This window comes from Peptoniphilus rachelemmaiella, assembly GCF_943169845.1.
In the GTDB taxonomy this organism is placed as follows: domain Bacteria; phylum Bacillota; class Clostridia; order Tissierellales; family Peptoniphilaceae; genus Aedoeadaptatus; species Aedoeadaptatus rachelemmaiella.
Map to the genome: position 1 here is coordinate 18,039 of NZ_CALPBW010000002.1, position 19,411 is coordinate 37,449.

General features: G+C 53.0%; 16 protein-coding genes. 1 reads left to right on the top strand and 15 read right to left on the bottom strand.

What is annotated here, in order from left to right; translation table 11 throughout:
* Positions 1 to 48: 48 nt before the first annotated feature.
* From KO087_RS00945 to KO087_RS00960, 4 genes are all read right to left on the bottom strand, one after another.
* Positions 49 to 330 carry a hypothetical protein gene (locus tag KO087_RS00945; RefSeq protein ID WP_215506801.1) on the bottom strand — a complete coding sequence of 94 codons (282 nt, stop codon included), beginning with the start codon at positions 328 to 330 and terminating at the stop codon, positions 49 to 51.
* A 70-nt stretch (positions 331 to 400) separates the two neighbouring features.
* Entirely contained in the window at positions 401 to 865 is a 465-nt protein-coding gene (locus tag KO087_RS00950) for a YbaK/EbsC family protein (RefSeq protein ID WP_215506803.1), read from the bottom strand.
* A gap of 13 nt (positions 866 to 878) precedes the next feature.
* Positions 879 to 2,699: a translational GTPase TypA gene (gene typA / locus KO087_RS00955; RefSeq protein WP_215506805.1), complete on the bottom strand. Its 1,821-nt coding sequence runs from the start codon at positions 2,697 to 2,699 to the stop codon at positions 879 to 881.
* A 111-nt stretch (positions 2,700 to 2,810) separates the two neighbouring features.
* Positions 2,811 to 3,206 (bottom strand): ATP-binding protein, encoded by a 396-nt coding sequence (locus tag KO087_RS00960; protein WP_215506807.1) that lies wholly within the window; start codon positions 3,204 to 3,206, stop codon positions 2,811 to 2,813.
* Between the two features lie 188 nt (positions 3,207 to 3,394).
* Here KO087_RS00960 and rd point away from each other — a divergent pair, with 188 nt between their 5' ends.
* The gene (rd, locus tag KO087_RS00965; RefSeq protein WP_215506809.1) at positions 3,395 to 3,556 is read left to right on the top strand and encodes a rubredoxin; all 162 of its coding nucleotides are present in this window, start codon (positions 3,395 to 3,397) and stop codon (positions 3,554 to 3,556) included.
* Between the two features lie 90 nt (positions 3,557 to 3,646).
* Here rd and yihA read toward each other — a convergent pair whose 3' ends face one another.
* The 11 genes from yihA to KO087_RS01020 all read right to left on the bottom strand — a co-directional run bounded on the left by yihA (position 3,647) and on the right by KO087_RS01020 (position 19,382).
* Entirely contained in the window at positions 3,647 to 4,249 is a 603-nt protein-coding gene (gene yihA / locus KO087_RS00970; RefSeq protein WP_215506811.1) for a ribosome biogenesis GTP-binding protein YihA/YsxC, read from the bottom strand.
* On the bottom strand, positions 4,230 to 6,560 hold the full coding sequence (gene lon, locus KO087_RS00975) for an endopeptidase La (RefSeq protein WP_215506813.1): 2,331 nt from the start codon (positions 6,558 to 6,560) through the stop codon (positions 4,230 to 4,232). The genes yihA and lon overlap by 20 nt, the downstream gene beginning before the upstream one ends.
* 44 nt (positions 6,561 to 6,604) lie before the next feature.
* Entirely contained in the window at positions 6,605 to 7,861 is a 1,257-nt protein-coding gene (clpX, locus tag KO087_RS00980; RefSeq protein ID WP_215506815.1) for an ATP-dependent Clp protease ATP-binding subunit ClpX, read from the bottom strand.
* 11 nt (positions 7,862 to 7,872) lie between these two features.
* Positions 7,873 to 8,457 carry an ATP-dependent Clp endopeptidase proteolytic subunit ClpP gene (gene clpP / locus KO087_RS00985; protein WP_215506816.1) on the bottom strand — a complete coding sequence of 195 codons (585 nt, stop codon included), beginning with the start codon at positions 8,455 to 8,457 and terminating at the stop codon, positions 7,873 to 7,875.
* A gap of 34 nt (positions 8,458 to 8,491) precedes the next feature.
* Complete coding sequence (gene tig, locus KO087_RS00990) at positions 8,492 to 9,826, bottom strand: trigger factor (protein ID WP_215506818.1); 1,335 nt, start codon at positions 9,824 to 9,826, stop codon at positions 8,492 to 8,494.
* Positions 9,827 to 9,936: 110 nt separating this feature from the next.
* Positions 9,937 to 10,329, bottom strand: a complete 393-nt coding sequence (locus KO087_RS00995; protein ID WP_215506821.1) for a hypothetical protein — start codon at positions 10,327 to 10,329, stop codon at positions 9,937 to 9,939.
* A complete protein-coding gene (locus KO087_RS01000; protein ID WP_215506823.1) occupies positions 10,326 to 11,240 on the bottom strand; it encodes a lactate/malate family dehydrogenase in 915 nt (304 codons plus the stop codon). The genes KO087_RS00995 and KO087_RS01000 overlap by 4 nt, the downstream gene beginning before the upstream one ends.
* A gap of 11 nt (positions 11,241 to 11,251) precedes the next feature.
* Entirely contained in the window at positions 11,252 to 11,461 is a 210-nt protein-coding gene (locus KO087_RS01005; protein ID WP_215506825.1) for a YdbC family protein, read from the bottom strand.
* Between the two features lie 40 nt (positions 11,462 to 11,501).
* Entirely contained in the window at positions 11,502 to 14,072 is a 2,571-nt protein-coding gene (locus KO087_RS01010) for a heavy metal translocating P-type ATPase (RefSeq protein WP_215506827.1), read from the bottom strand.
* A gap of 65 nt (positions 14,073 to 14,137) precedes the next feature.
* Positions 14,138 to 16,951, bottom strand: coding sequence for a UvrD-helicase domain-containing protein (locus tag KO087_RS01015; protein ID WP_215506829.1), 2,814 nt, complete (start codon positions 16,949 to 16,951; stop codon positions 14,138 to 14,140).
* A complete protein-coding gene (locus tag KO087_RS01020) occupies positions 16,941 to 19,382 on the bottom strand; it encodes a PD-(D/E)XK nuclease family protein (RefSeq protein ID WP_215506831.1) in 2,442 nt (813 codons plus the stop codon). Before KO087_RS01020 ends, KO087_RS01015 begins: the two co-directional genes overlap by 11 nt.
* Positions 19,383 to 19,411: the final 29 nt, after the last annotated feature.

The following is a 19,411-nucleotide window of genomic DNA, read 5'->3' on the forward strand; positions in this document are numbered from 1 at the left end:
CTTTAAAAGCAAACGGACATGGAAAAAGCTCCGGCCGAAGCCGAAGCCTTATAAAAACTGCGCGATGTAATTTAACTTATCTGCAATCCACAGGCGAATGTCCGGGAAATGTTCCACAAGGGTGGTTTTAAGCACCGCCATGCGGCGAAGCATTTCTTGTCCCTGGCCTTGGGGATCGTGAATGAAGCCGTCGAGATAGCCGAACTTCGCCAACACAGCCAAGAGGATGGCGAGAAAAATCAAGCGGCGCAGACGCCTGCGACGGCGCTTTCTTCGTTTCTTTTCTTTTTTTCGATCCACGGCATCTTGTACCATGCTTGTCATTTCCATGGACTCCCTCCTTTTTCACCAGTATAGCAGATAATATCCAAGCCTTGGCAAAGAGGCGGGAAAGCCTAAGCTATTTCGACACGTCGACGAAGCCTTCCCCGTCCACGGCGTGGATCAATTCGTCGACGGCAAATTTTGCCACGGCGTATTCCGAGCCGCAGGCGGGATAAACCACGTCGTAAGCTTTTAAGCTTTCGTCTAAATACACTTTCACGCCGGGATTGACGCCGAAGGGGGTCACGCCACCGACTTCGTGGCCGATTTCTTCGGCAACTTCTTCGGCAGAGAGCATTTTCGCCTTGGTTTGGAAGGCGGCCTTGAACTTTTTATTGTCCACCCGCTTGTCCCCGGCCATGACGATTAAAATCGGCTCTTTTTCGGCATTGCGGAAGGTAAGGGACTTGGCGATTTCCCCCGGCGTCACGCCTAAGACGGCGGCGGCCATTTCAACGGTGGCGGTGGATTCTTCCGTTTCGATAAAGTGATCCGTGAGGCCCTTTTTTTCTAAATAGGCGTACGCTTTTTCCTTCGACATAATTTCCCTCCTGTTACTTGTTTTTGTTGGCTTTGTAACGCTTGTTGGAATCTAAAATCGTCTTTCTGATTCTAAAGGATTGCGGCGTAATCTCGATGAGCTCGTCTTCTTCGATAAACTCGATGGCTTCTTCCAAGCTCAAATCGCGAATGGGCGACAGGCGCAGGGCTTCGTCGCTGCCGGAGGCACGCACATTGGTTTGCTTCTTCGTTTTGGTGACACTGACCTCGAGATCCAGCCCCTTCGGCGAGGAGCCTACCACCATGCCGGCGTAAACATCTTCGCCCGGTTCCACGAAGAGATCCCCACGGTCTTGAGCATTGTGCAGACCGTAGGCCGATGCGGTGCCCGTGTCGAAGGAGATAATGGAGCCGGTTTTGCGGCGGGGAATGTCTCCCTTATAAGGGGCGTAGTCTTCGAACTGGGAGTTCATAATGCCGTTGCCCTTGGTGTCCGTAATAAATTCCTGACGGTAGCCGATGAGGCCACGGGCGGGAATGCGGAAGACGAGGCGGGAATAGCCGCCGTCCGGCTCTTGCATGGTCAAAAGTTCGCCTTTTCTGCGGCCCAATTTTTCGATAATGGAGCCGATAAATTCCTGATTCACGTCGATGGTGACTTTTTCCATGGGCTCGTAGCGCTTGCCGTCCACGGTTTTGTAGAGGACTTCCGGCTTGGAAACTTGGAATTCATAGCCTTCTCGGCGCAGGTTTTCGATTAAAACGGAGAGGTGCAGCTCGCCGCGGCCGCTGACCTTAAAGGCATCGGTGCTGTCTGTATCTTCCACCTTTAAGCTCACGTCTGTTTCCAGTTCTCGGTAGAGGCGGGTTCTCAATTGGCGGGAAGTGACGAACTCCCCTTCTCTGCCCGCAAAGGGCGAGTCGTTGACGGAGAAGGTCATGGACAGGGTGGGCTCGGAGATTTTTACAAATTCCAGGGCTTCGCCTTTGTCCGGATCGGCAATGGTGTCGCCGATATTAATGTCTTCGATCCCAGTGACGGCCACGATGTTTCCGGCGGAGGAGCCGTCTTTTTCCACACGATCCAGGCCTTCGAATTCGTAAATCTTGTTGATCTTCACCGACTCCCGCTTATTGGGGTCGGCGGCATTTAAAAGCACCATGCTGTCGCCTTTTTTAATGGCGCCGTTTTCGATGCGGCCGATGCCGATGCGGCCCACGTATTCGTTGTAGTCGATGGTGGAAATTAAAAGTTGTGCCGGTTTATCCACATCCATGGCCGGCGGATCGATGTGTTTTAAAATCGCTTCGAAAAGGGGCTTCATGTTTTCGCCTTTGACATCGGCGGATTCCGACGCCCAGCCTTCCTTGGCCGAAGCGTAGATAAAGGGGGAATCCAACACGTCTTCGTCGGCGCCCAATTCGATAAACAGATCCAACACTTCGTTTTCCACTTCTTCCGGCCGTGCGCCGGGGCGGTCCACTTTGTTAATGCAGACGATGACATCCAGACCCAGCTCGAAGGATTTTTTCAATACGAATTTCGTTTGAGGCATGGGGCCTTCGAAAGCATCCACCAGGAGGACCACGCCGGAGACCATCTTCAACACCCGTTCCACTTCGCCGCCGAAATCCGCGTGGCCCGGCGTGTCGATAATATTGATCTTCGTATCCCCGTATTGGATGGCGGTGTTTTTCGAAAGAATCGTAATGCCCCGTTCCTTTTCGATGTCGCCGGAGTCCATGACCCGCTCCGCTACCACTTGATTGTCACGGAACACGCCGGATTGCCTGAGCAGCACATCGACCAAGGTGGTCTTTCCGTGATCGACGTGGGCAATAATGGCTATATTTCGAATATCTCTCTGTTCCATAAACTTCCTTTCTCGGCAAATGCCGCTATAAAAATAGGATCGGTTGCCCAATCCTTCAACTTATCTATTATACAGCATTTTCCTCTTTCGCGAAAGGTGCTTGCCAAAGTTTTAAACCAAATCCATCAAACAGTGAATGGCATTGCCCTTGTATTCCACGGAGCGACAAATGGATTCCACGATAAAAAGCCCGCGTCCGCAGCAGCTTTCGCTGGTGCATTCAAAATCATCCGCGGAGTAATAAAAGCCTTCCCCTTCATCTCGCACGGCGATGCGCATTAAGCCGGGCTCCACGTCCACGCGCAAAAAGACCTGCTTGTCCCGATTCCATGCGTTCCCGTGATCGGCGCCGTTGACCATGAGTTCGTCGATAATCAGGCGTATATCATATTGTAAATCCCGATTGGGAATATAAGCCGAGATCACCTCCATGGCGTCGGCGATAAAACGACGCAGCGCCGCCATGTCGCTGGCCACGGACCCTTGAAAGGTACGCACTTTTCTCATGTCTTTCCCCCCTATGCTTTCTTTTTACCCAAGAAAGCGTCGCAAAAACCACGACAAAAGGGAATTTTCCTTCTGTGTTTCTTCCCCTTTTTTCCGCTTCAAAATTTTCATTTTCTCTGTTACTTTTTCTATCCAGCGGGTATAATTAATCTAGGTTGACAAGTTAACAATTGAAAGGAGTTCAACACATGGACAAATATGAATGCCAAGTATGTGGTTACATTTACGATCCCGCCGAAGGTGATCCGGACAACGGTATCGCAGCCGGCACCGCTTTTGCTGATCTTCCCGCTGATTGGGAATGCCCCCTCTGCGGCGCAGGCAAAGACGACTTCGAAAAGGCTGAATAATCGCATGCAAAGGTCGCGGTTCGTACCGCGCCTTTTTTATTGCTCTTTTTACATAGAAAATCCATTGAGATCGTGCCCAATGGATTTTTTTCAGTCTTTTTTCTTGTAATAGGCCGCCATATCCTCGATGATCTCCCAGAGCACGTCCACATTTTCTTTGGTGACGGCGCTGTAGGGGACGATGAGGTCGTCGTAGGGAATGTGAAGGGCTTTTTTTATAATGGAAAAAGCCTTTTGCCTTTGGTTCTTCGACAACTTGTCGGCCTTTGTGGCCACGACGAGGCCGGCAAAGCCGTTTTCCACGATCCATGCATACATTTCCTTGTCCTTGGCCGTTGGTTCGTGGCGCATGTCCACGAGGAGGATCAGCTCCGCCAAATTGTCGCGGCTCTCAAGGTATTCATTAATGGTCTTGGCCCAGGCGTCTTGGTCTTTTTTCGACGCCACGGCGTAGCCGTAGCCCGGCAGATCCACGAGGCGCAGGGCATCGTTGATGCGATAAAAATTAATGGTGCGGGTCTTTCCCGGCTTGCCGCTGGTGCGGGCCAGGTTTTTTCTTCCCAACATGGCGTTGGTGAAGCTGCTCTTGCCCACATTGGAACGGCCGCAAAAGGCAAATTCCGGCAAGTCCGCCGGCGGGTATTGCTCTTTTTTAACGGCGACTTTTTCTAAATTACACTGACGTATCTTCACGTACCATCGCCTCTTTCAATACTTCATCCATGTGCTCTACGCCGATGACGTTGAGCTTTTTAATGGAGGGAGAATCCATGTCCTTTAAGTCTCTGAGATTGGCCTTGGGCACGAGGACGGTTTTCACCCCGGCTCGTTGCGCGGCGAGGAGCTTCTCCTTGAGCCCGCCGATGGGAAGCACGCGGCCTCTTAAAGTGACTTCGCCGGTCATGGCCACGAAGCGATTCACGGGAATCTTCGCCATGGCGGAGTATAGGGCCGTGGTCATGGCGATACCTGCGGAGGGACCGTCTTTCGGCGTAGCGCCGTCGGGAACGTGAATGTGAATGTCGTGTTTGTCCTTAAAGTCTTCGGAAAGGCCCAATTTTTCTTCCACGCTCCAAATATAGGTGAGGGCCGCCTGAGCCGATTCCCTCATGACACTGCCCAGTTGGCCGGTGAGTTGAATCTTGCCCTTGCCGGGCACGATGTTCACTTCGATGCCCAAAAGCACGCCGCCCACTGCCGTCCAAGCCAAGCCGTTGACGTAGCCGATGAGGTTTTCCTCTTCGATGTCCTTTTCCAGGGCCTTTTTCTCGCCTAAATATTTATTCAGATTGCGATTGGTAATGTGGGCCTTTTCCTTGCCCGTTTCCAAAAATTCCAAATTCACCTTGCGCACGATTTTCGCCAGCTCCTTGTCCAACATGCGGACCCCGGCCTCTTTCGTGTAGTTTTCGATCATGGTGTCGATGGCGTTGTCGGAAATGGTCATGGCATCGGCGCTGTAGCCCACGTCTTTTAAGTGCTTGGGCCACAAATGGCGCTTGGCGATTTCTTTTTTCTCCTCGGGGGTGTAGCCGCCGATGGTAATGATCTCCATGCGGTCCAAAAGAGGCGCCGGAATGGTCTTGGTGGTGTTGGCCGTGGTGATGAAAAAGACTTTCGACAAATCGAAGGGGATTTCCAAAAACCGATCGGTGAAGGTGTTGTTTTGCGCCGGATCCAACACTTCCAAGAGACCGGAGGCCGGATCGCCGCGGTAGTCGTTGCCCACTTTGTCGATTTCGTCGAGAAGGAAGAGGGGATTGTTTGTCTTCGCCTCTTTCATCAAGCTGATGACACGGCCGGGCATGGCGCCGACATAGGTTCTGCGGTGGCCGCGAATTTCGTTTTCGTCGGTCATGCCGCCTAAGCTCATGCGGACATAGGGCTTGTTCAGCGCTTCCGCCACGGAGGCGGCGATGCTGGTCTTGCCCACCCCCGGCGGGCCGACGAGGCAAAGGATGGGGGATTTGGCGTCCGGGGATTTTTTCCTCAGGGCGATAAATTCCAAAATCCGCTCTTTAATGTCCTTTAAGCCGTAGTGGGCCTCGTCTAAAATTTTGCGGGCTTCTTTTAAGCTGTGCTCTTCTTCCGCCGATTCACACCAGGGCAGATCCAAAATCCAATCCAGGTAATTGGTCTGGCCCGCATACTCCGGCGATGCGGCGTTGATGCGCTCCAGCTTCTTCAGCTCTTTCTCCGCCTTTTCCCGCACCGCTTCGGGCAGGGCCTTCTCTTCCAAGCGGCGGCGATATTCCGCCACTTCCTCTTCTTCTTCCCCGGTGAGTTCCTTTTGGATGACCCGCATTTGCTCTTTCAGGAAGTATTCCTTTTGGTTTTCGTTAATGGAATGCTTCACCTTGTCGTCGATGGCGTTGGAAATGCGCAAGAGCTCATTTTCCCGCATTAAAATGGTGTGCAGGCGCATGAGCCGCTCCTTCACGTCCATGGCGTCGAGAATGCTTTGGGCATCTTCCGCCTTCATGTTCACATAGCCCGCCACCGTGTCGGCAAAGGCCTGGGGCGTGTCGTAATTAATCACCGAATCCAAAAGACCGGGGTAGATCTTGTTGTTTTTTTCGATGTATTCGTCCAGGTCGTCTTCCGTGAGGCGCAAAAGGGCCTCGAGCTCCGGCTCCATGGCCTCCTCTGTGTCGTCGTAGCGGGCCACCTCGGCTTCCATCCACTTGCCGGAGGTGTCCACCGACTGAATCACGCCGCGAGCCACGCCTTTGACGAGAACGCGCACGATGCCCCCGGGCAGGCGCAGGATCTGATTGATCTTGCAAATGGTGCCCGTCTCGTAAAGGTCTTCCACTTCGGGATCTTCCACTTCGGGATCTCTCTGTGTCACCACAAAGAGGTAGCCGCCTGCGCCGTCTGCTCGCTCGATGGCCGCCACCGAAGGCTTTCTCGCCGCGTCAAAATGGGTGATGACGTGGGGCAAAATGACCATATCCCTTAGGGCCAAAAGGGGAAAAATTCCGTTTTCCGTTTTTATTGCCATAGTTTCTCCTTATATAAAAAGGCCCACCTGGGTGAGCCTTTCGCTTATTGATCCGACGAGATCTTTTTCAAGGGCTCGTCTCTTTCCATGATCGGGGCCTCGTCGCCTTCGACGCTGGCCTTGGTCACGATGACGCGTTTTACGTCGTTCATGGAAGGAATTTCGAACATGGTGTCCATCATGATCTCTTCGATGGTGCCTCTCAAGCCGCGGGCGCCGGATTTCTTTTTGATGGCTTTTTCCGCAATGGCGTCTAAAGCATCTTCTTCGAATACCAGTTCCACGCCGTCCATGGCGAAGAGGGCTTTGTACTGTTTCACAATGGCGTTTTTCGGTTGAGTCAGGATGTGGACCAAGGCGTCTTTATCCAGCTCTTCCAAGGTGACGGTGACGGGTAATCGCCCGATAAATTCCGGGATCAAGCCGTATTTCAAGAGATCTTCCCCTTCCAGTTCTTCCAGAAGGTTCACCTCGTCGTGCTTGCTCCGTTTGATTTCCGTACCGAAGCCGATGCCGCCTTTGCCTAAGCGGGCTTCGATGATTTTATCCAAAGAATCGAAGGCGCCGCCTAAGATAAAGAGGATGTTGGACGTATCCACTTGAATAAATTCCTGGTTCGGATGCTTTCTGCCGCCTTGCGGGGGGACATTGGCTTCCGTACCCTCGATGAGTTTTAAAAGGGCTTGTTGCACCCCTTCGCCGCTCACGTCACGGGTAATGGAGACATTTTCCGATTTGCGGGCGATTTTGTCGATTTCGTCCACATAGATAATGCCTCTTTCCGCCGCCTCGATGTCGTAATCCGCCGCTTGAATCAGCTTCAGAATAATATTTTCCACATCTTCGCCGACATAGCCCGCCTCGGTAAGGGAGGTGGCATCGGCGATGGCGAAAGGCACATCCAGGATGCGGGCCATGGTCTGCGCCAAAAGGGTTTTGCCGCTGCCTGTGGGGCCCACCATTAATATATTGCTCTTTTGAATTTCAACGCTGTCGTCGCCTGCGCCGGCCTCTTGGGTGCGAATGCGCTTGTAGTGATTGTAAACGGCCACGGCCAGGGCGCGCTTGGCGCTTTCCTGGCGAATGACGTAGTCATCTAAGGTCGCTTTAATTTCCGCCGGCGTGGGCAGGTGATCGGAATTGGCCGCCTCTTTCGGCGCCATTTCCTGTCTTAAAATATCTTCGCACAAATGAATGCATTCGTCACAAATATAGGCGTCGGGTCCTTTGATCAGTTTTTGCACCTGATCTTTGGACTTGCCGCAAAACGAGCAACGCTGATCTTTTTTCTCTTCTGTCATGATGCTCCTAACTATTTCCGTTTGACGATGACATCGTCGATGATACCGTAAGCTTTCGCCTCTTCAGCCGACATAAAGAAGTCGCGATCCGTATCTTTTTCCACTTTTTTCATGGTTTGGCCGGTTCGCTCGGCAATGATGGCGTTTAATTGCTTGCGGGTCTTTAAGATTTTTTCCGCGTGAATTTGAATGTCCGATGCCTGACCTTGAGCGCCGCCCAAGGGTTGGTGGATCATAATGTCCGCATTGGGGAGGGCATAGCGCTTGCCCTTTTCGCCGGCCAGGAGCAGAAACGCGCCCATGGATGCGGCGAGACCCACGCAAATGGTGGAGACGTCGGGCTTAATGTATTGCATCGTGTCGTAGATGGCAAAGCCCGCGCTCACAGAGCCGCCGGGAGAGTTTATATAAATTTGAATGTCTTTGTCCGGATCTTCCGATTCCAAAAACAAAAGTTGGGCGACGATTAAATCCGCCATTTGATCGTTCACTTCACCGGTTAAAAAGATAATCCGGTCTTTTAAGAGTCGGGAATAAATATCGTAGCTTCTTTCGCCGCGATTGGTTTGTTCCACGACCATGGGTACCAGTGCCATACTTATGCCTCCTTTGCGAGGCTCGTGCAGCCTCTTATGCTTCTTCGCTTTCGTCTTTATTTAAGCCTTCCACTTCTTTCGCATTGTCTACGAGAAGTTCGACGGCTTTTTTGCGTTCTAAGTCAGACTTCATGAGGTCCTTGTTGGATTCCATCATGGTCTTGACCATTTCTTCTTGTTTGTCTTCGTCGCCTTTAAAGTAGCGTTCGGACATTTCTCTGGCGTAAGCTTCCACTTCGTCATCGGTGATTTCGAATTTTTCCGCTGCCACAATGGCTTCAAGCACCAAGGACTTCAATACTTCCTTTTCAGCGTCGGGACGCATGGAGTTTTTGAAGTCATCTAAGCTTTGGCCCAGCATTTGCAGGTATTGTTCCAGTTGCAGGCCTTGGCTGCGCATGTTGTTGTCCATGTTGCGGATTTGTTCATCGATGGCGTTGTTGACCATGACTTCCGGCACATCCACCTTGGCATTGGCTGCGGCGGCTTCCAGCGCGCGGTCCATGCGAATGTTTTTCGCATTGGCTTCGACTTCTTCGGTCTTTTGCTTTTTCAGATCCGCCTTGTATTCGTCGACGGTGTCGAATTCGGAAATGTCTTTAATGAACTCGTCGTCCACTTCCGGCAATTCTTCCACGGCGATGGAATTTAAGGTAATGGTAAAGACGGCGTCTTTGCCCTTTAATTCTTCGTTAAAGTAATCTTCCGGGAATTTCACGTCGATGTCGAAGGTTTCGCCGATTTCGTGGCCGACGATGGCTTCTTCAAAGCCCGGAATAAAGCTGCCGCTGCCTAATTCCAATTCTTGGTCTTCGGCACTGCCGCCTTCAAAGGCGACGCCGTCGACTTTCCCTTCAAAGTCGATGTTGACTTTGTCGCCGTCTTCTGCGGCGCGGTCATCGATATTAATGTGACGGGCATTTAAGTGGCGTTGCTTGTCGATTTCGTTGTCGATCATTTCGTCGGAAACTTCGTCGGGAACGGCTTCGATTTCAAGGCCCTTGTATTCGCCTAAAACCACTTCCGGCTTAATTTCAACGCTGACTTCGACGATAAGATCCTTGCTGCGATCGAAGTTTTCTTCGTCGATGTCGATTTCCGGTTGGTCGATGACTTCCAGTTTTAATTCTTCCAGGGCGTCTTGATAGATCTTCGGGAGCACTTCGTTCAGTGCGTCTTCAAAGAAAATGCCGCTGCCGTAGAATTGTTCGATGATTTTCTTCGGCGCGTGACCCTTGCGGAATCCGGGTACGTTAAAGTAATTTTTGTTGCGTTTATAAACTTTCGACTCCGCTTCTTTGATTTCCGCGTAGGGAACCGTCAGGTCGAAGTAAACTTTATTCTTTTCTTGCTTTTTGATCTCTGTCATCCTTTATCCCTCCATAATTTATATCTAAAGCATTATACCATAAGGGCATTAAAATCTACAGTTTCAGGCAAAAAATCACGGCAAGATGCCGAATTTCCCGCCCTTAGCCCCTAGACTCTGCGTTCATAGACAAAATGGCAGTAGGGACAAGTGATCTTTACTTTGCCCGCACCCCGCGGCAGGCGGGCGGTCTTGTTGCAAGACGGGCAGTGAATGTAGCGGAAGTGCCGCAGGTCTTTCAGCCGCCTGAAAAACCGCTTTGCCGGGCGAAGGGCATTTAAAAAGCCCGTGTTTTCTTCCCGGCGCTTGCCTCGCTCCCGGGAATAGGCGCGAAAAATCACCATTAACAGGAGCACAAGGGCCCCGCCGGACCAATAGCCCTTCTCGAAATGGCGCCCGGCCATGCGCAAGAGAAGGGACGCGGCGAAGAGCAAGGTGTTCAGCTCGTCCCAACCGTAGCGACCGGCCATGAAGCGGCGAAAGGCGTTTTTTAGTTCCCTCATACGAGGTAGCTGCGGATCATTTCGGCGCTATCGGTGTATTGTTTCCGCTCTTCGTCGGTTAAATCAAGCTCGACGATTTCTTCGATGCCGTCTTTGCCGATAACGCAGGGCGTGGAGACGTAGACGTCTTTTACGCCGTATTCGCCGTTGTGAAGGGCGGAGACTTGCAGTGTTTTCTTTTCGTCGTAAAGAACGGCGTCTAAGATGGTGTTTACCGTGTTGGCGATGCCGTATTGGGTGGAGCCTTTGCCGAAGAAGGCGCGGTGGCCACGGTAGACGATGGATTTTTCCACTTCCGCCTTATCCAGCGATACGTCGTGTTCTTTTAAATAGCGTTCCAAGGGAATGTCATTGATCTTCACTTGGGAATAGGGCAAGAATTGGCTGTCGCCGTGTTCGCCCAGCATCATGCTGTGTACATTGCTCGGGCTCACGTCGAAGTGGCGGGCCAAGATGGTGCGGCTTCGTTCGGAATCTAAGGCCGTGCCGCTTCCGATGATGCGGGAGGCGTCCATGCCGGAAAGTTCCCACACACGGTAGGCGATGGCGTCGCAGGGATTGGTGACCACGACGAAAATGCCTTTAAAGCCGGCGGCCATGACTTTGGGAATGTAGTCTTTCACATCGGCGTAATTGGCGGCGTATTCGTTTCGCCGTTGGCCGTCTTCGGGAATGCGCCCGGCACAGACGACGATCATGTCGCTTGCCGCCACATCTTCAATGGTGCCGCCGACGAAATGGGTGTTGTGGGGATAAAAGCCCGTGGCATCTTCCAAATCGCTAACCACGCCGTCTAAGCGCTTGTCGTTAATGTCGTGTAATGTAATGTGTGTGCATCCGCCGCGCAAAGCCCGCGTATAGGCGACGATTTCGCCAACGTGTCCTGCGCCGATAATTCCTAATTTAGCCATGATCCGCTCCCTTACTTAATTAATTCTCTCAGTGCTTCAAATTCATCGACGGACAAGGTAATGCCCTTGCTCATTTTCGAGTGATCTTCATTCCATGCGCGCAGATCGAATTTCGGATCGGCGCCGTTGTAGGATACGCGATTTAATTCTTTTTTCCAACCGTTCGGCGATTCAGACAAGACGCCTAAGTGCTCCACGATTTCAAATCTAAATTCTGCCACAATTCCTCCTAACAGAAAAAAGCGCCGTGGGCGCTTTCATCTACTCAACCGCTGTGACTGTATAGCCTGCATCTTCCACTGTTTTTTTCAATAAGGCGGTGTCCAGCTTTTCGCCTTCCACAATGGCTTCTTGAGGGTCCAAGCTTACCTGCGCCTTCACGCCGTTAAGTTCGTTTAACGCTTTATCGACACGTCCGACGCAATGATTACAGCTCATGCCGTCAATTTTTAAAATTTTCTTATCCATTTTTTTCTCCTCCTTTTTTTCATTATACCCATGTGTTTTCGTTTTTACAGAGGGAATTTCCACAAAGTCGATGGACTCGGCGGATTCCTCTTTATTTTCGCTTTCTGCCTTTTCCAATGAAAGGAAATTTAATCTGAGGGCGTTGGTCACGACAAAAACGGAGCTGAAGCTCATGGCAAGTGCCGCGATCATGGGGCTCAGGGTTAGGCCGAAGGGCTTGTAAAACAGCCCCGCCGCCACGGGAATGCAGATGACATTGTAGAAAAAGGCCCAGAATAAATTCTCTTTAATGTTTCGAATCGTGGCCTTGGAAAGGTCCATGGCGCTTACCACATCCATTAAATCGCTGTGCATTAAGACCACATCGGCGCTTTCCATGGCGATGTCCGTGCCGGCGCCGATGGCAATGCCCACGTCGCTTCTGGCAAGGGCCGGGGCGTCGTTGATTCCGTCGCCGACCATGGCCACTTTCCCCGCTTCCTGATATTGACGCACGAAGGCTTCTTTTTCATCGGGGAGCACGCCGGCGTGAATGTGGTCGATGGTCAAATCCTGCCCGATGACCTTCGCCGTCTTTTCGTTGTCGCCGGTGAGCATAATCAATTTTTTCCCGGCGCCGTGTAGCTTTTCAAGGGCCCGTTTGGAATTGGCTTTCACCAAATCCTTTGCCGCAATCAGGCCGATAAATTCATTGCCTTTCGCAAAAAACAAGGGCGTCTTGCCCTCGGCAAGGAGGGTGTCCAGGGGCTCTTGTATGCCTGAAAGATCCGCGCCGACGGAATCCATTAATGCTTCGTTGCCGCCGTAGTAGACTTCGCCGTTTAAGGTGGCCTTCAGTCCCCTACCGGGAATGGCTTCGAAGTGTTCGAGGGTAAATTTATTATCCGTGCCGTGTGTTTCTTCGTAGGCGCGTATAACGCCTTCGGCCAAGGGATGCTCCGAGGGTTTTTCCAGGGCGTAGGCCGTGGCGAATAGTTCTTCCGCCGAAATGCCGGCGGCCACCACGTCGGTGACGTAGGGCTTGCCCCTTGTAATGGTGCCGGTCTTGTCGAAGATCACCGTGTCCGCATGGTGTAAAACCTCAAGGCTTTCGGCGCTTTTAAAGAGCACACCAGCCTTGGCGCCTTTGCCCGTGCCCACCATAATGGCCACGGGAGTGGCAAGACCCAGTGCGCAGGGGCAGCTGATGACCAAGACGGAAATGGCGAGCTTTAGCGCAAAGGCGGGCTCAGCCCCGAGGGCCAGCCAAATGCCGCCGGTAGCCAAGGCGATGGCGATAACAATGGGGACGAAGACCCCCGCCACTTTGTCGGCAATTTTCGAGATGGGCGCCTTCGTAGCGTTGGCGTCGTCCACCAGAGCGATGATTTTTGCGATGGTGGTGTCTTCCCCCACCCGCTTCGCTTCCATAATCAAGCGTCCCTGGCCGTTGGTGGTGGCGGCCATAATTTCACTGCCCGCGGTTTTTTCCACGGGAATGGGCTCGCCGCTTAAGGCGGATTCGTCCACGGAGGAGATGCCTTCCACCACCACGCCGTCCACAGGCACATTTTCCCCGGGCTTCAGCAGAATCCTGTCGCCGATTTCAATGGCTTCCACGGGAATCACTTTCTCTTCCCCATCTTTAATCACCGTGGCCACTTCCGGCGTGAGATCCATTAAGGAGCGAATGGCGCCGGAGGTCTTGTGTTTCGCCTTGGCTTCTAAATATTTCCCCAAGTCGATTAAAACCACAATGGTGGCTGCCGACTCAAAGTAAAGCTCGTGGCCGTAGGCGGCGATGCGGGCCATGTCCCCGTGGCCAAAGCCGTAGGCCAATTGGAAGATGACATAGATCCCGTAAATGTAGGCCGCACCGGAGCCCATGGCGATTAAAGCGTCCATGTTCGGGTGCTTGCGCATCATGGATTTTCCGCCGTTAACATAATAGTGGCGATTCAAAAACAGAATCACCGTGGTGAGCATAAATTGCACCAAGGCAAAGATGAGTAGGTTGTCCCGGCCTTCCAAAAAGGAGGGCACCGGCGCACCCATCATGGAGCCCATGGAGATATAAAAGAGGGGAATTAAAAAGATCGCCGAGACGATGAGTCGCCGGCGTTTTAATTCCAATTCTTCTGAAAAAGGATCCGCCTCAATGGTTTCGCTCTTTTTGTCCTCGCCTTCTAAAAAGCCTTTATAACCCGCCGCTTCCACGGCATGAAGGACCGCGGGTTCGATGCCTTCCTCGCCCTCCACTTTCATGGAGTTGGTAAGCAGGTTCACCGCCACGTTCGTCACGCCGTCGACTTTAGCAACCTCTCGTTCCACGGCGGCGGAACAAGCGGAGCAGGTCATGCCTTCAACGCGATATTTTCGTTCCATAGGGCCTCCTCTCAAATAGTCGTTATTACTTACTATTTATATCCTACCAACGTAGTGGGATTATGTCAACCGATGGCAGGATGAAGCAGGGCGGCGATCTCTTTTTTCTCTTCTGCCGTTAGCTCCACCTGAGTCCATACGCCGTCCGCCGTGGTGAAGAGGTAGAGCTTCGGGAAGGTGCCCCTAATTTTTTCGTAAGCCGTGCCGTAAAGGCCAAGCTGCAGTCGGTAGGTGGCCATGGCGCCGGTGCGTGCGCCTCGCGCGCCGGTTTTGTAATCCACGATGGCCATGCCATCAGGCAATTGACGCAGCTGATCGTAAAAGCCTTCCAATATAACGCCGTCGAATTCCGCGCGGAAGGGCACTTCTGTGTCGATGATTTTGCCGCGGCCGAAGGTGGCGTCGTAGTTTTTAATGGCCTCATCCAATTCACGGTCCACGCCGCAAACTCGGGCGCGGGACAGAAGCTTTTCCCGAAGACCTTTCTCGGGCTTGCGAGCACGCTGGGCGTAGTGGTGAAACAAAATTCCCAGCTGCATATAATTCTTCTCGCTCTTTACGCCCTCTTTGCCGTCGTCGAAAACGGCCCGCCCCTTTAAGAGGCGGCTCGCGGAAACCACGGGCTTCGGCTGTGCCATGGCGATGACGGGAGCCGTCGCTTTTTCAGGCAAGTCCTCTTCACGTGCAGGCGCGGCCATGGGCGCAGGCGTCCCTTCGGCGAAATCTATGTCGGTTAAATGGCTCTCAAGCCCTTCCCCCTCTTTCGATTTCAGCAGATAGACGTGGCTCTTCGCCCGAGTCATGGCCACATAGAGCAGGCGAAGAATTTCCTCCCGAGCCTTTTCCGCCGCGGCCCTTCGGTTCATTTCGTAAATCACAGGCGCCGCGGGATTGTTTATGCCCACGCCTCTTTCTGCGCTGTAGTTCCACAGGCCGCCGTCGTTCAGGGGCTTGGCGAAGAGATGGCCTAAATACACTGTGTCGTACTCCAGTCCCTTGGCCTTGTGCATGGTGAGGATCTCCACGGCACAGTCGCCGCCGAATGTGGCTGCGCCCACCTCTTCTGTGGCTTCTTTTTCACGGAGGCTATGAAGAAATCCTTCCAGGTGATCCCCTTCCCTGTCGTATTCTTTTGCCATGGCGAGGAGCTGATCCACATTGGCTACGGCCTGCTCCCCGCCCGCTTTAAAGGCGTAGGCGCGAAAGCCGCTTTCTTCCACGAGGGCCAGGAGAAATTCATATACGGAGGCGACGGAGCCCGCGTCTTCGAAAAATTTTTCTATGCGCCCCATACGCTCGCGAACACTTTCTCTGCAGGGAGAATCTTTCATCCTATGAAAGAGATCTTCCTGATTCGCACCGATAAAAGGCGTGCGCAAAAAGGCCGGGGAAAAGATGCCGGTGGCTTTCGCTTCCATGGCCAAGATTAAATCCCGCACTTCTCGGGCCCGAAAAAAGCCTTCGGCGCTGCGGTTCACATAGGAAATGCCGTAGTCCCGGAAGATGGATTCGTAAATCCCCATGTATTGCTTTCGCCACAAAAGCAGGGCCCGGGATGTCGACGGATGCTTTTGAATGTCTTCCACAATCCACAGGGCTTCTTTTTTAATGGCCTCTTTCGGATCCTCCTCGCCTACAAGGTCCACGCCCTTTAGGGCCCACTCCCCTTCCCCGTGGCCCGTAATGGGCTCGTAGTCGGGAATTTTTTCCGCAAAGAGATCCCCCACAGCGGCCACCAGGTCTTTGTGGGAGCGGTAATTATTTAAAAGGGCCATGGCTTCCGTGCCCTCGTTTAAGGCCTCGCCGCGGAAATTGTCGCCGACGGCCACATCGGCGCCGCGAAAGCCGTAGATGGATTGTTTTCTGTCGCCGACGACGAAAAGTTTCCCATCGCCCTTTAAAGCACGGAGCATGCGAATCTGCAGGGGATTCGTGTCCTGAAACTCATCGACGAGAATGTGATCGTAGGCGCAGGTAATCTTCCCTGATTCCAAAAGGGCCGTGGCCTTTTCCAAAAGATCGCTGAAGTCCACGGCACCCATGGCCCGCTTCTCTTTCCTATACGCTTCATCCAGCCGCTTCAGGGCGCGGTCGATGGCTTCGATAAAGGGGCGATTTTTCGCCTCTTCCTTTAAGAGCAGGCGATACCTGAGTTCTTCGTGTCGTTTTTTTATGTCCTCGTCTATTTTCAGCGACGACCCGTCGGGCATTTCCAGGAGAAAGGCCCGCTGCATCTCTTCACTTTCCCCTTTTATTGCCTCGAGATCCGCCTCGTCTAAATACTTGGCCAGTTTCGATGCCTTCGTCTTTAAGGCGCCGCGAAGGGCGGGCAGAAAATCGAAGTATTCATCTAACACATCGTCATCGGCGATTGCTCTCGGGCGAAAATCCCCGAGGGCGCCGCGGGTGCGAAGATCGTCGTAGCTTTTTAAAAGCGTGTTTTTAAAATTATTCGCCGTGGTACCGTTCATGTCCAGAAAATCGAGAAAAGCCCCGTCGGAAAAAATGTCCTTCGCCACTTTTTCGTAGCTCTTCTCCAAAAGGGCCCGCGCCTCGCCTTCCGCCAGCTGCGCCATGCCGCCCAAGGTGTCCGCCTCCACACCATAGATGGAGAGAAGGTAGCGGCAAAAGCCGTCGATGGTCTTTACCACCAAACGATCCGTCTCCTCCTCTGTAAGGCTCGCCGCCATACGCACGGCCATTTCTTCGGCGGCGCGATTGGTGAAGGTAATGGCCAAAACATTTTCGTTAGTTTCCGATAAAATCCGCTTCACCCGCTCGGTCAAGACCTTGGTCTTCCCCGCGCCGGCGCCGGCAGTGAGAAAGACGGAGCGATCGTAGGATTCTGCAGCCTTCAACTGCTCTTTATCAAGTGGCATCTGCCGCCTCCCTTCTGCACAAATCCCCGTAGGCGCAATAACTACACACCGATTCACTTAAGGGCGCGTCGTTGAAATCGCCGCTTTTCATGGCGACAAGCGTCCGATCCAGAGCGACCTCCCCTTCGTCGAGAAAATCGTCGAAGGCCTCGCCGTCGTAAATTCTTTCGTTTCTCAAGCGACTGTACTTTCCTGCCCGAGTCGTGTCCCGCGCCATAATGGAGACTTTACCATTTTCTATAGACACATATTCCAACGATGCCGGCCGATTGCCCATGTGTCGGCGGGCCAGGGCATAAAGGGCGAGCTGCATGACTTTGTGGGCCGCCACATGTTTGTATTCGGGAAGCCCCGATGATTTGTAGTCGATTAAGATTTCGTCGCCGGATTCGTTTCTGTCCACCCGATCGATGACGCCGTGAATCTCCACATCCTTAAAAGGATAGGTGAAGGATGTTTCAAAGGCCGCCGGTCGAAAGGCGCCGTTTTTCTTTTCATCGTTCAGACGCTCCTCCTCCGATTCCACGGCGGCGAGGAGGGCGCGGACCATGGTCTTTTTCTCCCACGCCCAAAGGTATTCGGGCCTGAGGGGCGCCATTTTCTCGTCGTAGGCCCCTTCCACGAAATTCGCCAGCCCATCTTTTGAAAGCTTCTTCGAAAAATACAGAGCCAGCGCTTCGTGGTAAATGGTGCCCTTGGCCATGGCAGGGCGGCCGTCTTCTTCCTCCGGCGCACATTTCAGCACCCGCTCGGCAAAGTAGAGGAAGGGGCAACGTAAATAGCTGTCCAGGGCCGAAGGCGAAAGGCCCTTCTCCCTCAGGGTCTGTGCCATAAATTCCGCCCCTTCTTCGGAAAAGACGTCGTCTTCTGAGATCAGGTCCCAATTTTTTTCATAGACCCCCTCCCATTGATCCAAGTCTTCAGCGGAATAAATTTCCTTCATCTGCGTGAAGATCGGCGCTTCTTCCCCGCTTCCCACTTTGTAGAGCAGGGATTTTTTCGATGAAGCCATTAAGTAATGTAGCCTTTCCGTGGTCTCTTCGCCTTGAAAAAAATTCACATAGAGCCCCACATCCATGGCGGATTTTGCCATGGCTCGATTCATCAAACTGTCCTCTTTTTTGGCGGGAATAAATTTCCCGTCCAGGGAGGCGACGAGAAGAAGGTCGTAATCGCCGCCGTAGGCCTCATCCAGTGACAGAATGTCCACGCCGTAGACGGCCTCTTTTTCCAAATAGGCGCAGAGGATGGATTCAAACTCCCGGCCGTTAATCCTGCCGTAATCGCCGGCGGCCGCATCCAATGCATCGGTGAGCATGGTCGCCGCCGCCTCGCCGAACGAAGGCGCCGCCTCTGCCGTGAGACGAGCGAAATCATCCCAGCTGCCTTCCTTCTCTTGCTTCCAGGTTCGCAAAAGGGCTTTGTGCCCCATCAACAGATCCTTCGTCTCTTTGGAAAAGTAATAGGGCAGGGGATTTTCCTCGATTTCCGAAAGATCCTTCACGCCCAAAGTCTCTATGGCCGCCGCCAATGCAGGCGCCCCTTCCACCTCCGCCAAATCCCCACGCAAAAAGGCGCAGGCAGAAGGTGCGTCTTCTCCCCGCCGCCACAAGAGGCGCAGTTGGTGCAGCGCCTCCTCGCCGAGAGCGTAGGCATAGGCTGCGGTCGGAATCTTTGCCGAAGAGAGGTGTGCCTTCATGGCCGCCCGATCCCCTTCATGATTCATGACCACGCCGATCTTCGCCGCCGGATTTTCCGTCAGCGTCGACGCAACTTTTTTTACCATGTGGCGCAGGGCCCGCTCTCCGTTCACCGTTTGATACAGCGCCACATCATTCGGTTCATTCCCCTCCCCGAAGGGATTGACCTCCACCACTTGAGCAGCAGCGTCTAACTTTTCAAGCAGAAGGCGGTGGCGTTCCTTGTAATGGGAAAAGCCCATGACAATGTACTTCCGCTTCGGATTCACTTTCGCCGTCATGGCCTCGGCGAACAGAGCGCCTTCCGTGATGCAGTCCGCCTCGATTACGGCATCTTCATAGGCAGACAAAAGGGTCGAGCAGTCTTCTCGCCAACTGTAAGGCAGGTCCTTTTCCTCAAGACCCAAGTAATAAACATCGTCGCACCACTGAAAGAGTCGGCGAATTTTTTCCATGTCCCGCACCGAGGCGAAGGCCGTTTCCCCTTCTTCCAGCCGCTTTCGGAAACCATAGGCCGCCCGCCACTGATTCCGCGTTTGCGCCATGGCGAGCTCCGCCATTAAATCGTCGAAGGTGAAAAAATCTACGCCTAAAAACCCGACGGAGCGAGACAAAATTTCTTTGCTCCTCGCGATCCACTTCCGATTGGGCATAATAAAGGTAGCGCCGATGAAATCCCCCTCTGCCAAGGATTCCAGGCCGCTTCCCATGGGCTTATCGATGATCTTCACGGCCTCTCCTTTCTTTTTTCACAAAGCGC

Excerpts from the sequence above, each read along its gene's own strand:
- KO087_RS00945 (WP_215506801.1), bottom strand. The coding sequence starts at position 330 with ATGGAAATGACAAGCATGGTACAAGATGCCGTGGATCGAAAAAAAGAA.
- KO087_RS00950 (WP_215506803.1), bottom strand. The coding sequence starts at position 865 with ATGTCGAAGGAAAAAGCGTACGCCTATTTAGAAAAAAAGGGCCTCACG.
- typA (WP_215506805.1), bottom strand. The coding sequence starts at position 2,699 with ATGGAACAGAGAGATATTCGAAATATAGCCATTATTGCCCACGTCGAT.
- KO087_RS00960 (WP_215506807.1), bottom strand. The coding sequence starts at position 3,206 with ATGAGAAAAGTGCGTACCTTTCAAGGGTCCGTGGCCAGCGACATGGCG.
- rd (WP_215506809.1), top strand. The coding sequence starts at position 3,395 with ATGGACAAATATGAATGCCAAGTATGTGGTTACATTTACGATCCCGCC.
- lon (WP_215506813.1), bottom strand. The coding sequence starts at position 6,560 with ATGGCAATAAAAACGGAAAACGGAATTTTTCCCCTTTTGGCCCTAAGG.
- clpX (WP_215506815.1), bottom strand. The coding sequence starts at position 7,861 with ATGACAGAAGAGAAAAAAGATCAGCGTTGCTCGTTTTGCGGCAAGTCC.
- clpP (WP_215506816.1), bottom strand. The coding sequence starts at position 8,457 with ATGGCACTGGTACCCATGGTCGTGGAACAAACCAATCGCGGCGAAAGA.
- tig (WP_215506818.1), bottom strand. The coding sequence starts at position 9,826 with ATGACAGAGATCAAAAAGCAAGAAAAGAATAAAGTTTACTTCGACCTG.
- KO087_RS00995 (WP_215506821.1), bottom strand. The coding sequence starts at position 10,329 with ATGAGGGAACTAAAAAACGCCTTTCGCCGCTTCATGGCCGGTCGCTAC.
- KO087_RS01000 (WP_215506823.1), bottom strand. The coding sequence starts at position 11,240 with ATGGCTAAATTAGGAATTATCGGCGCAGGACACGTTGGCGAAATCGTC.
- KO087_RS01010 (WP_215506827.1), bottom strand. The coding sequence starts at position 14,072 with ATGGAACGAAAATATCGCGTTGAAGGCATGACCTGCTCCGCTTGTTCC.
- KO087_RS01015 (WP_215506829.1), bottom strand. The coding sequence starts at position 16,951 with ATGCCACTTGATAAAGAGCAGTTGAAGGCTGCAGAATCCTACGATCGC.